The organism is Bradyrhizobium sp. LTSP849 (genome assembly GCF_000938255.1).
Taxonomy (GTDB): Bacteria; Pseudomonadota; Alphaproteobacteria; order Rhizobiales; family Xanthobacteraceae; genus Bradyrhizobium.
In genome coordinates this window covers 367,468-382,791 of the sequence record NZ_JYMR01000004.1, presented here as the reverse complement: position 1 = coordinate 382,791, position 15,324 = coordinate 367,468, and the positions used below count along the sequence as shown (strand labels likewise).

Sequence of the window (15,324 nt, the reverse complement as noted above, 5' to 3'; positions counted from 1 at the left end):
CATCCGAGAGGCAGCCAAGTCCGATGAAGAAGAAAGTCGACATGCCTGCGGACCCGCCGCTCCGGGCCGCCGATCGCATTCGCGCCTCCGCAAGCGAGCTGTTCTACCGCGAAGGCATCCGCGCCGTCGGCGTCGACGAGGTGGTGGACCGGGCCGGCGTGACCAAACCCAGCCTCTATCGCAGCTTTGCCTCCAAGGACGATCTCGCCGCAGCCTATTTGCGCGATTACGATGTGAGCTTCTGGGAGAACTTTGAACGACCTGGCGGCAAGACCTACAGCAATGCGCGCGATCATGTGCTCGCCTATATCAGCCAGCTGTCGTCGCGCGCCGTGGCCAAGGGCTATCGCGGCTGCGGCCTGAGCAACGCCGCGGTGGAATATCCGTCGCGCGACAATCCGGCGCGCCAGGTCGCCGAAGCGCACAAGAAGGTCTTCCGCAAGCGCCTGCGCGAACTCGCAGCCAACATGGGCGCGCGTCAGCCGGCCGTGCTCGGCGACGCGCTGCTGCTGTTGATCGAAGGCATCTACGTCACCGGCCAGCAATCCGAAGACGGCCCCGCGCAGTCGGCGCTCGCGGCGGCGAAGATGTTGATCGATGCGAGCGTGAAGGCGGGGTGAGGGGCCATCGGAAGATTATGCGCTGCTTTCGTCGGTGGGAATGTGGCGCCGGAAGTCCATCCTGTCGTGGAGGATGCGCACGATTTCGATCGTGCTATTCGGCGCGGCGCGGTACATGAGGAAGTGGCTTCCGCGCCGACCGCGTCGTGCAACGTGGAGCGTGCGAAGACCCGGCGCGATCTCGTCCCGGGTTTTGGAGCCTGTAACCTCAGGGCCATCGGCGAGTTCGCCAATCGCTTGAACCAGCACGTCCCGATAGACGCGCGCTTGGCGCGGCCCGAAATTCTCAGTGGTCCATTTCAGAATATTGGCAAAATCGACTTCCGCGGCAGCACCGAGGCGGACGCGCCATTGTTGCCGGGCCATACGGCTTTATTCGTCCGTTCCGGAGATGACCTTCTCCGAGAGATCAGTCAGATAGGTTTGCAGGTCGTCGATTGTCCTGAATTCTTTGAATTCGCCACGCTCTAATGACCCAATCCCAAGGCGAGCCGCGGCGCGCAACGCCTTGAGCTTGCCGGCGTCCTCGGCCTCGCGTTGCTCCACCAGTCGCAGTCCGTCGCGCAGCACTTCGCTGGCGTTCTGGTAGCGGCCGGACTCGACGAGGGTCTCAATGAGTTCCTGTTGGTGTTTCGTCAGCACGACGTTTCGCGTTGGCATCGTCGTCCTCACTGTTTCGGCCTCTATGGCATAATATGCCACAAGGGTCCTGTCGCTTCAATCTCGCAATCGACGTCGTGCTGTTGGCTGTCGCGGCGCATTTGCGTGGATGCTACGCCGAGCAATGGCGCGGCGAATATGCAGGTCAGCGCCACCCCATCGCCGGCGCGACGTGCGTCAAGATTGCCTCGATCGAATGTGCGCAGTAGTCGACGCCCAACTGGTTTGGAATCGTCAGCAGCAGCGTGTCAGCCTCCGCGATCGCCTCGTCCTGCCGCAGCTGCTCGATCAGCGCCTCCGGCTCCGCGGCGTAGCTCCGTCCGAAGATTGCCCGCGTGCGCGGGTCGATGAAGCCGATCTGGTCTTCACCTCCGCGCTCTCCGCCGAAATAGGCGCGGTCGCGATCGTCGATCAGCGCGAAGATGCTGCGGCTGACGGACACGCGCGGCTCGCGGGTGTGGCCGGCCTCTTTCCACGCCGCGCGATAGGCGCGGATCTGGGCGGCCTGCTGCACGTGAAATGCCTCGCCGGTCTCGTCGTTCTTCAGTGTCGAGCTCTGCAAATTCATGCCGTGCTTCGCTGCCCACACCGCGGTCGCGTTCGAGCCGGCGCCCCACCAGATCCGTTCGCGCAGGCCTTCGGAATGCGGCTCCAGGCGCAGCAAGCCGGGCGGGTTTGGAAACATCGGCTGCGGATTGGGTTTTGCAAAACCCTCGCCGCGCAGGACGTCCAGAAAGACCTCCGCGTGGCGCCGGCCCATGTCGGCGTCACTCTGGTCCTCGGCCGGCTGATAACCGAAATAGCGCCAGCCATCGATCACCTGCTCCGGCGAGCCGCGGCTGATTCCGAGCTGAAGTCGCCCGCCGGCGATGAGGTCGGCGGAGCCGGCGTCCTCCGCCATGTAGAGCGGGTTCTCGTAGCGCATGTCGATCACGGCCGTGCCGATCTCGATCTTGCTGGTCTTTGCGCCGACGGCAGCGAGCAGCGGAAAGGGCGAGGCAAGCTGCCGCGCGAAGTGATGCACGCGGAAATAGGCGCCGTCCGCGCCGAGCTGCTCGGCTGCAACGGCAAGCTCGATCGATTGCAGCAGCGTGTCCCCGGCCGAGCGGGTCTGCGATTGTGGCGAGGGCGTCCAATGTCCGAAGGACAGGAATCCGATTTTTTTCATGCGGTCATCTATGGATGGTGGGGAGGGGTTCGTCTTCTGACATTCGGGTGAGACCGAAGGTGTGGCCAGGAAAGCCCGCGTACCCCGATGATGCCATCCTGCCCCTGTTTTGCCCGACGGAGCAACGTCTCTGCAAGCCACCTAAGCCATTGATCCCGCTCATGCCAGCTACTGTGCATGGGGTTGTTTTCGACATTTTTGTTTGAGGCGGCACGAAGCGGCGTGCGGAGCCGGACCTCATCCGGCTCTCGCCTACTTCATCACCCGCAGACCCTTGGTCGTAAACCGCTGCGTCTTGTCGCCCGGCCGCACGGGCCGCCGCGTGCCGGCGGCCTTGCCGGTGCCGGGCGGTTGGTGCGCCGGCACAAGCTGGTCGGGGCGCGAGCCGATCAGATCGGCGCGGCCCATCTCCTTCAACGCCTCGCGCAGCACCGGCCAATTGTCGGGGTCGTGGTAGCGCAGGAACGCCTTGTGCAGCCGTCGTTGACGAAGGCCCTTGATCGCCTCGACCTTGTCGCTGCCGCCGCGGCGCACGCCGCGCAGCGGGTTGACGCCGGTGTGGTACATCGCCGTTGCGGTCGCCATCGGCGAGGGCAGGAAGGTCTGCACTTGATCGGCGCGATAGCGGTTCTTCTTGAGCCAGAGCGCGAGGTTCATCATGTCCTCGTCGGTCGTGCCCGGATGCGCCGCGATGAAATACGGGATCAGGTAATATTTCTTGCCGGCCTGTTCGGCCGCCGCATCGAACATCCGCTTGAACTGGTTGTAGGCGCCGATGCCCGGCTTCATCATCTTGTCGAGCGGCCCGCGCTCGGTATGCTCGGGCGCGATCTTCAGATAACCGCCGACGTGATGGGTGACGAGCTCCTTGATGTATTCGGGGCTCTCGACCGCGAGGTCGTAGCGCACGCCGGAGGCGACCATCACCTTCTTGATGCCCTTGGTCTCGCGCACCTTGCGATAAAGCCGGATCAGATCGTCATGCGAGGTGTTGAGGTTCGGACAGATCTCCGGGAAGACGCAGGACGGCCGGCGGCACGCCGCCTCGACCTTCGGGTCCTTGCACGCCATCCGGTACATGTTGGCGGTGGGGCCGCCGATGTCTGAGATCACGCCGGTGAAGCCCGGCGTCTTGTCGCGGATCTTTTCGATCTCGCGCAGGATCGAGCCCTCCGAGCGGTTCTGGATGATGCGGCCTTCATGCTCGGTGATCGAGCAGAAGGTGCAGCCGCCGAAGCAGCCGCGCATGATCGTCACCGAGAATTTGATCATGTCCCAGGCGGGGATTTTGGCTTCGCCGTAGGACGGATGCGGCGCGCGCGCGTAAGGAAGGTCGTAGACCGCGTCCATCTCGTCGCTGGTCAGCGGGATCGGCGGCGGGTTCAGCCACAGGTCGCGATCGCCGTGCCGCTGCACCAGCGGCCGCGCATTGCCGGGATTGCTCTCCCGGTGCAGCACGCGCGACGCGCGCGCATAGGCTTCCTTGTCCTGCTCGACCTGCTCCAGCGCCGGCAGCCGGATCACGGTCGGGCCTTTCGTCCGCGAAGCGCCTTCATCCGCTGAGTCGAGATCGTCGGCATGCAGCTCGGAATAGTCCTCAGGCACGCGGCGGAACAGCGCGACGCCCCTGATGTCGTCGAGCTCGCGCGGCGCCTCGCCCGCGGCGAGACGGTTGGCCACCTCGACGACGGCACGCTCGGCATTGCCGTAGAGCAGCAGGTCCGCCTTGGCGTCGGCCAGCACCGAGCGGCGCACCTTGTCGGACCAGTAGTCGTAATGCGCGATCCGGCGCAGCGACGCCTCGATACCGCCGAGCACCACCGGCACGCCCTTGAACGCCTCGCGGCAGCGCTGGGCATAGACGACGGTGCAGCGGTCCGGCCGCTTACCGCCTTCGCCGCCCGCCGTATAGGCGTCGTCATGGCGCAGGCGGCGGTCCGCGGTGTAGCGGTTCACCATCGAATCCATGTTGCCGCCGGTGACGCCGAAGAACACTGTTGGCTTGCCGAGTGCCTTGAACGGCTCGGCCGAATGCCAGTCCGGCTGCGAGATGATGCCGACCCGAAAGCCTTGTGCCTCCAGCAGCCGGCCGATGATCGCCATGCCGAAGCTCGGATGGTCGACATAGGCATCGCCAGTCACCAGCACGATGTCGCAGGCATCCCAGCCGAGCGCATCCATCTCGGCGCGGCTCATCGGCAGGAACGGCGCCGGCTTGCGCGGCCGGGCCTGGGCCATCAGGGGCTCTTCGGCGGTCATGATTTGGGTGTCCATGGCGCCTACGCATAGGACTCCGCGCCCGCGAATACAACCGACGGGCGCGTGAAGAATCGCGGGTTCCGGGCGGGGACGCCCATCCGGGGCGGACAGGGCCCTTGGCGGCCCCTGTCAGAGCGGATCGCGGATCAGCGGCGAGGTGGAGCAGTGGATGCCGCCGCCGCCGAGCGCAACCTTGTCATAGGCGACGATGCGCGTGGTCACGCCGGCCTTGGCGAATTTCTCCATGGTTCGCGGCGAAATCCCTTCGGGCACGATCACGTGCCCGGGCCGAACGGCCAGGCAATTGATCACCCAGTTCTGGTCGTCGGGGCAGACCTCGATCTGGCGGATCTTCAATTCCTTGAGCTTCTCGAGAAACCAGAACGGCAACAATGTCGGGTTCACGAACGCGGTGTCGCGATCGATCATCACGAACATGCCGTCGATGTGTAAACGGTAGCCGGTGAGATGAACGCGCAGCAGCTCGACGCCCTGGGTGCGCAGCACATCCTCGAGCTGGCGCGCGCCTTCTTCATCGACCCGGCTCGACAGCCCGACAACGGCGACCTTTGGCGTGATGAAGGCAAAGCTGCCGCCCTCCATCAGGCCGACGCCCGAGATGGTCCGCAGGATCGGCATTCCGAGATTCGCCAGCGTCCGCGTCACCGGCAGCTCCTCGCCGCGGCGGATCGGTGGCCCGAGGCGCGTGACGATGGCGCCACCGCCCACGGCGATGACGCTGTCGCGGGTGTAGACGCTCTTCATCTTGCCGGGTGCGCATTTGTCGATATAGACGACCTCCGCGCCTTCCTCCCGCAAGGCGCTGGCGAGCGCGTCGTGTTGCGCCTGCTGGGCGGCGAGATCGGGGATCGTGTCGCCGCGCCAATACCATCCCTGCTCCGGATCGCCGAAGGCGCCAATCTCCGGCAGCCGCTTGCTCGGGTCGACGATGTTCAGTTCGGGACCGGGGCGATGCATCAGCACCATGCGGAGCCGGCCGACATCGTTGTTGCAGCCCCATCGACGACCCCACACGCCGATCTGCTGTGACTCCGCCTCGAAGGCCGGCTCGGCCTGCGACGCGAATGTCTTGATCAGCATGTTGTAGCGGTATTCGGGTTCGGAGATGATCGACATGGACGTCTCTCTTTCAAGTCGTAATGAGGGGTGTCATGAGGCCCGGCCGCGGCCGGTGCGGCGTCTCATGATGCGGCGGTCGGAATGGTCCATTCCTCACCGCGCACGGTGGTGACGTATTCCGGCCAGCGGTAGTGCACCGGCGGCGCGAAGTCCTTCGGCAGCAGCGGCGCGACCCATTTCGAGCCTCCGATCCCGCCGCCGGTCCGTTCGCGAAATTCGGCCACGGCCTTGTTCAGCGACACGCCGTCGGTCAGCAGATCGAGAATTGTCGTTGCGATCACTTTGCCGGCGGTGAGCCACATCGGATCGATGCAGGCCGGCACGCCGCCCATCGCATAGCGGGTCCAATCGGGATAGCGATAGCCGGGATCGGGCGCGCGCAGCGTCGGACGGCCGACATAGAGCCGCACGGTCGGCGCATGCCAGGTGTAGTCGACATAATCATCGGCCGCGAGGTTGGTCTGCCAGGGCGGCAATTGCTCGCGAAACGCTTTCTCGCCGTCCCACGGTGCGGTCAGGTGCTGAATCTCCGGCGTGAAGGGGTCCTCCATCGGCGCGATGCCGAGGCTTTCCTGAATCTTGCGGCCGAAGAGCCGCGCTTCGTCGTTGTACTGCGGGGCACCGATCGCCTCGAAATTGCGCCACGCGACCTCAGCCATCGCGTGATTGGCGAGACCTGCCCGTGTCCGCGTGATCCAGCGCGCGGTGACCTTGCAATGGGTCATCGCCGCGCAATGTTCGGCATTGCGGTCGAGCACCTCGAACACACGCGCGCACATGTCGAGCGTCGGGGCGCGCAGCGAATATTGAATCTGGCCGAGGCCAGGTGCGATATTGTCTGCGGCCGCCTGGCCTGCATGCAGGATGAATTCATTCAGGCTCCAGCTGCCGTGATGCGGCAGCATCGATTCCTTCATGAACTTGCTGGAGCTGTACATCAAGCAGACGGCATCGATCGCTCCGGGTGCGCGTGCCGCCGAATGCGAATGGGCGACGCCGGTGACTGCGCCGGAGTTCTGCCAGGTCTCCGGAGATGCACATTCGAACGTGTAGATGCGGCTCCAATAGGGTGCGCTGTGCGTATCCCAGAAGCAGCTGTTGGCGAGCCTCGGGAATGAGTGCGGGTGGAAGCTGATCGCCGCATCGAGATCGTCGTAATAGCCCTTGGCGGCGTGGACCGGCTTGGAGCCGCACATCTTCTCGGCCGGCTCGCCGAAGAATTTCAGCCGCCCCTTGATGCCGCTGCGTTCCATCACATGTTTGGCGGCGAGGAAGCCGGTGAACGACCCCATGCCGAGCGCTGAATGTGGGTCGGTATGGCCGGCGGCGTGGGGACTCACGCCGACGCGGGGCTGTCGGTGCGGCACCGGATCCTGCGAGGCGCCCGGAACCGCGTCGTACTCGGCGTAGCCGCCGATCGTGGGGCCATCGCCGTTCGACCACACCGCGGAAAAGGCGGTGGGCATTCCGCCCGACCCTGCCTCGACCGCGAAGCCTTCCGCCTTCAGGCGCTCGACGTACCAGGCTGCCGATTTGTACTCGCGCCAGGATGGCTCGTGCAGATTCCAGATCGTCAGATGGTCTTCGGACAGGCGTCCTGCATGATCGTCAATCCAGTCGAGGGCCAGATTCTTGTCGGGACTGAAGTCGTTATTGCGCGGCATGATTATCGTTGTTCCGGTTATTGGGAGCGTCGCTGGCGAATGGCGATGTCGATGAACAGGAGGGATACGGTCGTCAGAATCAGCACGGCTGCGACCGCGGCGATGGTGGGGTCGAGACTCTCGTTGATGCCGTCCCATATCCGCTGCGGCAGGGTGAACACGCTGCGTCCGGCGATGAACAGCACGATGACCACTTCATCCCAGCTATGGATGAAGGCGAAGATCGCGCCGGAGATGATGCCGGGCAGGATGTTGGGGACGATCACCAGCCGCAGCGTCTGAATCATGCTGGCCCCGAGGCTCTGCGACGCCTGCTCGAGCTTCGGATCGAAGCCTGCGAGCGCAGTCGAGACCGTGATGACCACATAGGGAAGCCCGGTCACCGCATGGGCGATGATCACGCCGGCGAAGGAGCCGATCAGCTTGAGATCCACCCAAAGCTGATAGATGCCGAGTGCGTACACGATGGTCGGCACGATGATCGGGATCAGCATCAGCACCCGCACCGCGTCGCTGGCACGGCTGTTGATGCGCCAGCAGCCGATCGCGCAGAGCGTGCCGGCCGTCACCGCAATCGCCGTCGAGGCGATCGCGATCACCAGGCTGTGCCAGATGCTCGTCAGCCAGGCCCGGCTGGTCAGCAGGCCGCGGTAATATTGCAGCGACAACCCGTCGTGGGGCAGGGACAAATAGGGTTGGTCGGTCAGCGAGACCGCGAACACGATGCTGATCGGCAGCACCAGGAAGCAGACCACTGCCCACGCCATCGAGCGCGTCATCACCGAGATATTGCCGGGTGCAGGAAATGCCACGGTTACACCGATCCGAACAGCTTGCGCAGGTCGATGATGCGACCGAGGATCGCGAGCAGGAGCCCGATCACGACGAGCAGCGTTGCCGCGAGCATGGTGCCCACGCCCCAGCGCACGATTTCGAGAATCTGGACCTTGATGTATTCGGCGATCATCAGCGTCTTGCCGCCGCCGAGAAGCGCCGGCGTCACGAAGAAGCCGAGCGAGAACACAAAGACCAGGATGCCGGCGCCGATCACGCCCGGCATGGACAGGGGCAGGAACACTTTGCGGAACGCGGCACCGCGGGTCGCGCCGAGGCCGCGGGCCGCGGCGACGCAGCGCTGGTCGATGTCATTCATGTTGGCGTAGATCGGCAGAATGCCGAACGGCAGCATGTAATGCACCATGCCGATCACCACGCCGGTCTCGTTCCAGATCAGGCTGAGCGGACTGTCGATGATGCCGCTGGCGATGAGAACGTTGTTGATGAGGCCCTCGCGGCGCAGCAGGATGAACCAGGCGAACGCGCGCACCAGCACCGAAATCCACAGCGGCACGATCACGCCGAGCAGCATCCAGCGCTTGCCGCGTTCGCCGCTATGCACCAGCGTGTAGGCGACCAGATAAGCGAGAACCAGCGTGATGACCGTGGTGAGAATGCTGATCCGTGCCGTCGTCACCAGCATCTTGTGGATCGACGCGCTGGTTGCGAGCAGCGCAAAATTGTCCAGCCCCGGTTTCGGCTCCGTGACGCTGATCCAGAGCACCCGGCCGATGGGATAGAGATAGAACGCGAGCATCAGCAGCAGTGCTGGCATGATCAGCAGCCAGTAACGCATCGCGCCATGCAGCCGGCGCGGCGACGGCGGCCGCAGCGCCCCGGCGACATCGGTCGCCGGGCTCGTTTCGGTCGAGGCAATGCGCGACAGCAGCGCTCGCATGACAGCTCAGGACGAGATGAAGTCGAGATAGGCCTGGAACGTCTTGGAGTGGTTCTCGATGTACCAGGCCGCATTGATCTTGGCCTGAACCGCGACATTGGCCGGATCGCCCGGGTTCGTCTGGCGCAGGTCAGCCGGCACGAGGCTTTGCGCAGCCGGGTTAGCCGGTCCATTGCCCATCGCGGCGAGCAGCTTCACCTGGCCTTCGGGTTGTTGCATCGATGCGATGGCGCGGAATGCTTCCGCACCCGCCGGATTGCCCTTGGGCACGACCCAAAGGCCCGGCTGCAGCAGCCCGTCCTTGAAGGAATAGGCGATCCGGCCCTTGGTCTCGGCCTTGAGCACGTTGGCGCGCGTATGCCACAGCAAGCCCATGACGCATTCGCCGTCACGCATCAGGCTCTGACTTTCGGCGCCGCTGTTCCAGTACAGCAGTTCCTTCTTGATCGTGGCCATCTTCTCGAAGGCGCGCTTGGTGTCGAGCGGATAGAGCTTGTCCAGCGGCACACCGTCGGCGATCAGGCAGAGCTCCATCATCGCCTGGGAATCCTTGCGCATCATGCGCCGGCCCGGATACTTCTTGAGATCGAAGAAGTCGGCGAGCGTCGGCGTGTCCTTCACCTTGGCGGTGTCCCACGCCATCACCGACGAGAACATGTAGTTCACGACGCCATTCTCATAGGCGAATTCGGCCGGCACCTTGGTCTTGTCGACGATGCCGTAGTCGATCTTCTCCAGCGCATTGCGCGGGTTGAGCTCGGCCAATGTGGTGATGCCGCCATCGCAGATGTCCCAGGTGACATTGCCCGACTGCACCATGGTGAGGATCTTGCCGTTCAACGCGCCGCTGCCGTCGAGCACGATGCGGCCGCCCTGGGCGGCGAATGGCTGCACATAGGCCTCATCGAAGGCCTTCATGGCGGCGCCGCCGAAATTGACCAGCACGACGTCCTTGCGCGTTTCGGCGAGCGCGAGATCGGTCCTGAGCAGTGCTGGCGCTGCGATGAGGGCGGCGCCCGCGAGTAACTTGCGGCGCGAGATCACCAGAGCAGTCTTGTCGAGAGCAGTCTTGCGGTCGGTCATGGAGGGCTCACCTGGTTGACTGGGTTGAGTGACGAGAAGGAGATCAATTGTCTGAGACGAGTGTCGCGGCGGAGGCGTCCCATCCGATCGACACCGGCTGGCCGGTGGCCGGAGGTGCGCCGCTCTTCCAGGTTGGAATCACGATCACGACGGCGCCGAACTCCAGGGTGTCGACCACGAGCCGGAATTGGGCGCCGAGATAATTCCATTCGGAGATCACGCCCTTCAGGGCGTTGTCGGACGGCGCGCCGCCGTCCACGATCGAGATCTTCTCCGGGCGCAGTGCCAGCACCACGTCCTGCCCCGGTGCCGGACAATCGCCGCCCGGGACGGCCTGTGTGAATCTTGTGCCCTGATGCGTGAAAGCGAAGCCGCCGGGGATGTGTGCGTCCACGGCGCCGCGAAGGAAGTTGCTTCGGCCGAGAAAGTTGGCGACGAATCTCGTCGCCGGCTGGTCATAGAGCTCGCTTGGCGACCCCTGCTGGATGATCCTGCCGTCGCGCATGACGGCAATCCGGTCCGACATCGACAGTGCTTCATCCTGGTCGTGGGTGACATAGATGAAGGTCAGGCCGATCCGCTTGTGCAGCCTCTTCAATTCGTCCTGCATCTCGCTGCGGAGATTCTTGTCGAGCGCGCTGAGCGGCTCGTCGAGCAGCAGCAGATGCGGCGTGAACACCATGGCCCGGGCGAGCGCCACGCGCTGTTGCTGACCTCCGGACAATTGGCGCGGATATCGATCCGCGCGCGAGGCGAGCTGCACCAGGTCGAGCGCCGCGTTGACCTTGGCCTGGACCTCGGCCTGCGAGCATTTGCGTATGCGGAGCGGGAAGGCGACGTTGTCGAACACGGTCAGATGGGGGAACAGCGCATAGCCCTGAAAGACCATGCCGAAATTGCGCCGTTCGGGCGGCAGCCGCACGATGCTGTGCCGATCGAGCTGAATGTCGCCGCGGTCGGGCTGGACGAAGCCTGCGATAGACATCAGCAGGGTCGTCTTGCCCGAGCCGGACGGGCCGAGCAGGGTCAGGAACTCGCCGCGCCTGACCGTCAGCGAAACATTGTCGAGCGCAGCGAACTCTCCATAGAGTTTCGTGACGCCCTCGACATTCAAATCATGACCGATCTGATCAGCCATCGCGCGCCATGAACTCCCATCCCGTCTCGATCGCCGTCTCAATTCGCGAATGAACGTCGCTGTCAGCAGGCAAGAGCCGCCTCCAGGATATCCAGGCCTTCGTCCACGACGGCCTCCTCGGCGGTCAGGGGCGCCAGGATCCGGATCGTGTTTGCATTGGTGCCGCAGGAGAGCAGCACGAGACCGTTCTCGTAAGCGGACTGGACGACACGTCTGGTGGCCTCCGCATCGGGCTCCGAGCCGCCTCGCTCCTTGACGACATCGAATGCGACCATTGCACCGAGGCCGCGGATGCCATCGATCGGCAGCACATTGTTCTGGGATCGCAATTTTTCCAGCCGCGCCTTGAGCTGCGTGCCCTGCCTCGCCGCGCGGTCGAGCAGCTTTTCTTCAGTGAACACATCCAGCACGGCGAGCGCCGCGGCGCAGGATACCGGATTGCCCGCATAGGTGCCGCCGAGGCCGCCAGGATCGGCCGCATCCATGATCGCGGCGCGGCCGATCACGCCCGACAGCGGGAAGCCGCCGGCAAGGCTCTTGGCAACGCAGATCAGATCCGGCGTGACGTCGTAATGCTCCATGGCGAACATCTTGGCGGTGCGTCCAAACCCGGTTTGGACTTCGTCGGCGACCAGCACGATGCCGTGTTCGTCGCAGAGACGGCGCAGCGCGCGCATCAACTCCGGCGGCGCTTGATGGAAGCCGCCCTCACCCTGCACAGGCTCGATGATGATCGCCGCGATTGCCGAAGGATCAGCATCGGCCTTGAAGATGAAGCCGAGATATTTCAAGGCATCCTCGACGGTGACGTCGAGCTGCGGCACCGGGAACGGCACGTGCCAGACTTCGGGCAGCGCAGAGCCAAGGCCTTTCTTGTACGGCGTCACCTTGCCGGTCATCGCCGAGGCCATGACCGTGCGTCCGTGAAATGCCCCGGTAAACGCGATCACGCCGGAGCGCCCGGTTGCGGCGCGCGCGATCTTGACCGCATTCTCGGTGGCCTCGGCGCCGGTCGTGAAGAACGCGGTCTTGCGTCGTCCCTGAATCGGCGCGAGCGCGTTCAACCGCTCGGCAAGCGCGATGTACGGCTCATACATCAGGACCTGAAAGCAGGTGTGGGTAAAGCGCTGCATCTGCTCGGCAGCGGCCGCCATGATCCTCGGATGGCAGTGTCCGGTGTTGAGGACCGCGATGCCGCCGGCAAAGTCGACATAGCGCTTGCCCTCGACGTCCCAGATTTCGGCATTGCGGGCGCGGGCGGCCGAGATCGGCGTCGCATGGCTGACGCCGCGAACGACGGCGTCCGCGCGGCGAGACAGCAATTCGGCATTCGTCGGCATGGGCGCATCCGGCAAAGGGATGAAACGCCCGTGAGGCTAGAAGCGGCCCGGCCGGGGAACAATCAGCTTATTCGGCGGCCATTGCTGCATCTAATGCACTGGTCGGCGGCGCGCCGAGCGTTTCCTTCAACCACCGGCGCAGCACGACCAGATCGGGATCGCCCCATCGTTTGGTCGCCGCGAGAAAATAATAGCCGCCGAGCCTGACCGGGCGCGGGCTCAAATCGAGCAGCCGGCCGGTGACGAGGTCCTGTTCGACCAGCAGCGTATTGGCCAGCGCCACGCCCTGGCCGAGGCGGGCGGCCTCGATCGTGAGGTGAGCGTGCCACAGCCGCGGGCCGCGCAGCATCGGCAGGTCGGTGATGCCGAAATATTCCAGCCATTGCTCCCAGTAGAGCGTCGATGCCTCATGGATCAGCGGCAGCTTGAGGATGTCGGCAGCCTCCCGGACCTCGGGAAAGCGCGAGCAGAAGGCCGGACTTGCGACCGCGTGGACCAGCGGGTGGGCGATCAACTCAGTGCTGACGTCGGGTTGGGCGTCGAGCCCGTTGATGCAGACGACCTCCGCATCGGCCTCGCCGCGCACGAGGTCCGGTCGCGACAGCGTCGGTTGCAGGATGATTTCGTAATTGCCCAGCCGGCTTTGCAACTGGGGCAGCGCGGCCAGCAGGCGCTGATTGGCGATGCCCGGAATGCACCACAGCGTGAGCGTGCGCGAGGTCCGACGGATCTCGTCATTGGCCTGCCGCATGATATCGAAGGACCGCCGGATCTGGCCGTAATAGGCCGTGCCCGCCGAGGTCAATCTCAGGCCTCGGCCATGCGGCTCGACCAGCGTGACGTTGAGATCCTGCTGAAGATTTCGCAGATGGCGGGAGACGACCGTCGGACTGACGGCGAGTTCGTCACTCGCGGCCTTTACGCTTCCGGTGCGCGCGAAGGCCTCGAAAGCTTTGATTGCATTCAGAGAAGGAAGGCGCATCGCGTGGCGATCTCTCGACGGACTTCCCGGCCGGAATGGCCTACCTCACCTGAGCGGTCGACGGAAGGGCAGTCGCGGTGTGTCTGATACGGCCGCGGCGCCCGTGTTCCGCCGGACGTCCCTGTCGCGGAGATTATATCATGATTTCAATGGCGCGCCATTTGCGTCGGGCCAGCCTGTGGCAAAGGCCCGCGCGCGGGCATTGACGCTACGGGGGGCGATCGTGGCAAGGCGGTCTGGACCGCACTGTGACACCGCCCACATACCGCACGGCCGCGCCGCGTCATCCTCATCCCGGTTTCGAGGGAGAGAACCATGTTTCTGGTCGACGCACTGCTGATCCTGGCGATGATGTTTTTCCTGTTCCTGCCGATCACCGATCGCAGAACGGTGCGGATGAGGCTCTGCATGCTCTGCGCGCTGCTGGCAGTGTTCTCGTTCTCGGTCACCCGCACCCATGTTGCGCGGGTGCAGCTCGCGGGCATCGCCTCGTCCCCCGGAGCACTGCGAGCGCCGCCTATGCACACCAGCGATCCGTCTTCCGGGTTCTCACCGCGGCCGGTATCAGATATTCAATTGCTCCATGGGCAAGGAAACTTCTGACGGCGGTGACGACGCCGGCGCGGTGCCATCCACTGAGGCCTGGCTCGGCGCGGTTGCGCTGATCGGCTTCATCCTGGTGGCGACCGCGCAGGCCTCCAATCAGATTTTGGCACGCGGCCTTGCGGGCTCGGTCCCGCCGTTCGCGCTCGCTTTCTTTCGCTGGAGCATCGTCGCCATCGGTCTCGCGCCGATCGCGCTCACGGAGATCCGTGCCGGCCGCGTGCCGCTTGGCAGAAATATCTGGCCGATCCTCGCGGCCGGCTTCACGGGCATGTATCTCTGTGGCGGTCCGGTGTATGTGGCGGGCGTCTCGACCACGGCGATCCACATTGCGCTGATCATGGCGCTGTCGCCGATCACCGTGCTGCTGATCTCCGCCGCGCTCGGCATGGAGCATATCGGCCCGCTGCAATGGCTCGGCACGGCGCTGGCGCTTGCCGGCGCGCTCCTGATCATCTCCGGCGGCCATATCGAGGCGCTAACGCAATTGGAGACAGCGTCGGGCGACGGTCTTGTCGTGATCGCGATGCTCGGCTGGTCCGGCTATACCCTGCTGCAGTCGCGCGCGGCGCCGCGCGCATCCTTGCTTGCGCGCATGAGCCTGTTCGCAGGCGCCGGCGCGTTGTTCTCGCTGCCGCAGGCGCTCCTCGAGATGTGGGCCATGCCGGCGCAGGTCTTCAGCACGAAAGCGCTCGCAGCCTATCTCTTCGCCGGGATCGTGCCCGGCCTGCTGGCCTATGCCGGGTTTGCCTGGCTCGGCGGCAAGTTCGGCTCGGTGCGGACATCACTGGTTCTTTATATCGGGCCGGTCGCGAGCGCCTTGCTGTCGTTCGCGATCCTCGGCGAGCCGCCGAGGCTGATCCATCTTTTCGGCGGCCTGCTGATCCTCGGCGGGGTCTGGGCGAGCCTGCGCAAGTAGTTCCATCGGCCTG

General features: G+C 64.7%; 15 protein-coding genes. 3 read left to right on the top strand and 12 right to left on the bottom strand.

Annotation, left to right across the window (positions count from 1 at the left end; translation table 11 throughout):
* Window positions 1–23: 23 nt before the first annotated feature.
* Window positions 24–620 carry a TetR/AcrR family transcriptional regulator gene (locus UB31_RS04150; RefSeq protein ID WP_045009911.1) on the top strand — a complete coding sequence of 199 codons (597 nt, stop codon included), beginning with the start codon at window positions 24–26 and terminating at the stop codon, window positions 618–620.
* Between the two features lie 15 nt (window positions 621–635).
* Here UB31_RS04150 and UB31_RS04145 read toward each other — a convergent pair whose 3' ends face one another.
* The 12 genes from UB31_RS04145 to UB31_RS04090 all read right to left on the bottom strand — a co-directional run bounded on the left by UB31_RS04145 (window position 636) and on the right by UB31_RS04090 (window position 13,789).
* Window positions 636–986, bottom strand: a complete 351-nt coding sequence (locus UB31_RS04145; RefSeq protein ID WP_045009910.1) for a type II toxin-antitoxin system RelE/ParE family toxin — start codon at window positions 984–986, stop codon at window positions 636–638.
* 6 nt (window positions 987–992) lie between these two features.
* Window positions 993–1,280, bottom strand: a complete 288-nt coding sequence (locus tag UB31_RS04140) for a type II toxin-antitoxin system ParD family antitoxin (protein ID WP_045009997.1) — start codon at window positions 1,278–1,280, stop codon at window positions 993–995.
* 145 nt (window positions 1,281–1,425) lie between these two features.
* Window positions 1,426–2,448, bottom strand: a complete 1,023-nt coding sequence (locus tag UB31_RS04135) for an LLM class flavin-dependent oxidoreductase (protein ID WP_045009909.1) — start codon at window positions 2,446–2,448, stop codon at window positions 1,426–1,428.
* Window positions 2,449–2,700: 252 nt separating this feature from the next.
* Window positions 2,701–4,722: a YgiQ family radical SAM protein gene (locus UB31_RS04130; RefSeq protein WP_045009908.1), complete on the bottom strand. Its 2,022-nt coding sequence runs from the start codon at window positions 4,720–4,722 to the stop codon at window positions 2,701–2,703.
* A gap of 114 nt (window positions 4,723–4,836) precedes the next feature.
* Window positions 4,837–5,844 (bottom strand): dimethylarginine dimethylaminohydrolase family protein, encoded by a 1,008-nt coding sequence (locus UB31_RS04125; protein WP_045009907.1) that lies wholly within the window; start codon window positions 5,842–5,844, stop codon window positions 4,837–4,839.
* A 65-nt stretch (window positions 5,845–5,909) separates the two neighbouring features.
* Entirely contained in the window at window positions 5,910–7,511 is a 1,602-nt protein-coding gene (locus UB31_RS04120; RefSeq protein ID WP_045009906.1) for a zinc-binding metallopeptidase family protein, read from the bottom strand.
* Window positions 7,512–7,528: 17 nt separating this feature from the next.
* Entirely contained in the window at window positions 7,529–8,323 is a 795-nt protein-coding gene (locus UB31_RS04115) for an ABC transporter permease (RefSeq protein ID WP_197087142.1), read from the bottom strand.
* Window positions 8,324–8,325: 2 nt separating this feature from the next.
* Entirely contained in the window at window positions 8,326–9,246 is a 921-nt protein-coding gene (locus tag UB31_RS04110) for an ABC transporter permease (RefSeq protein ID WP_245305944.1), read from the bottom strand.
* 6 nt (window positions 9,247–9,252) lie between these two features.
* Window positions 9,253–10,329, bottom strand: coding sequence for an ABC transporter substrate-binding protein (locus tag UB31_RS04105; protein WP_045009905.1), 1,077 nt, complete (start codon window positions 10,327–10,329; stop codon window positions 9,253–9,255).
* Between the two features lie 43 nt (window positions 10,330–10,372).
* The gene (locus UB31_RS04100) at window positions 10,373–11,467 is read right to left on the bottom strand and encodes an ABC transporter ATP-binding protein (protein WP_045009904.1); all 1,095 of its coding nucleotides are present in this window, start codon (window positions 11,465–11,467) and stop codon (window positions 10,373–10,375) included.
* 62 nt (window positions 11,468–11,529) lie between these two features.
* The gene (gabT, locus tag UB31_RS04095; protein WP_045009903.1) at window positions 11,530–12,807 is read right to left on the bottom strand and encodes a 4-aminobutyrate--2-oxoglutarate transaminase; all 1,278 of its coding nucleotides are present in this window, start codon (window positions 12,805–12,807) and stop codon (window positions 11,530–11,532) included.
* A gap of 67 nt (window positions 12,808–12,874) precedes the next feature.
* On the bottom strand, window positions 12,875–13,789 hold the full coding sequence (locus UB31_RS04090; protein ID WP_045009902.1) for a LysR family transcriptional regulator: 915 nt from the start codon (window positions 13,787–13,789) through the stop codon (window positions 12,875–12,877).
* A 315-nt stretch (window positions 13,790–14,104) separates the two neighbouring features.
* On the opposite strand from UB31_RS04090, the gene UB31_RS04085 reads away from it, so the two are divergent.
* Both UB31_RS04085 and UB31_RS04080 read left to right on the top strand, forming a co-directional pair.
* Complete coding sequence (locus UB31_RS04085) at window positions 14,105–14,392, top strand: hypothetical protein (RefSeq protein WP_045009901.1); 288 nt, start codon at window positions 14,105–14,107, stop codon at window positions 14,390–14,392.
* Window positions 14,373–15,311, top strand: coding sequence for a DMT family transporter (locus UB31_RS04080; RefSeq protein ID WP_045009900.1), 939 nt, complete (start codon window positions 14,373–14,375; stop codon window positions 15,309–15,311). The genes UB31_RS04085 and UB31_RS04080 overlap by 20 nt, the downstream gene beginning before the upstream one ends.
* Window positions 15,312–15,324: the final 13 nt, after the last annotated feature.

Coding starts and splice junctions, on each gene's coding strand:
- UB31_RS04080 (WP_045009900.1), top strand. CDS start 14,373: ATGGGCAAGGAAACTTCTGACGGCGGTGACGACGCCGGCGCGGTGCCA.
- UB31_RS04125 (WP_045009907.1), bottom strand. CDS start 5,844: ATGTCGATCATCTCCGAACCCGAATACCGCTACAACATGCTGATCAAG.
- UB31_RS04135 (WP_045009909.1), bottom strand. CDS start 2,448: ATGAAAAAAATCGGATTCCTGTCCTTCGGACATTGGACGCCCTCGCCA.
- UB31_RS04105 (WP_045009905.1), bottom strand. CDS start 10,329: ATGACCGACCGCAAGACTGCTCTCGACAAGACTGCTCTGGTGATCTCG.
- UB31_RS04090 (WP_045009902.1), bottom strand. CDS start 13,789: ATGCGCCTTCCTTCTCTGAATGCAATCAAAGCTTTCGAGGCCTTCGCG.
- UB31_RS04085 (WP_045009901.1), top strand. CDS start 14,105: ATGTTTCTGGTCGACGCACTGCTGATCCTGGCGATGATGTTTTTCCTG.
- UB31_RS04150 (WP_045009911.1), top strand. CDS start 24: ATGAAGAAGAAAGTCGACATGCCTGCGGACCCGCCGCTCCGGGCCGCC.
- UB31_RS04110 (WP_245305944.1), bottom strand. CDS start 9,246: ATGCGAGCGCTGCTGTCGCGCATTGCCTCGACCGAAACGAGCCCGGCG.
- UB31_RS04130 (WP_045009908.1), bottom strand. CDS start 4,722: ATGGACACCCAAATCATGACCGCCGAAGAGCCCCTGATGGCCCAGGCC.
- UB31_RS04145 (WP_045009910.1), bottom strand. CDS start 986: ATGGCCCGGCAACAATGGCGCGTCCGCCTCGGTGCTGCCGCGGAAGTC.
- UB31_RS04100 (WP_045009904.1), bottom strand. CDS start 11,467: ATGGCTGATCAGATCGGTCATGATTTGAATGTCGAGGGCGTCACGAAA.
- UB31_RS04140 (WP_045009997.1), bottom strand. CDS start 1,280: ATGCCAACGCGAAACGTCGTGCTGACGAAACACCAACAGGAACTCATT.
- UB31_RS04120 (WP_045009906.1), bottom strand. CDS start 7,511: ATGCCGCGCAATAACGACTTCAGTCCCGACAAGAATCTGGCCCTCGAC.
- gabT (WP_045009903.1), bottom strand. CDS start 12,807: ATGCCGACGAATGCCGAATTGCTGTCTCGCCGCGCGGACGCCGTCGTT.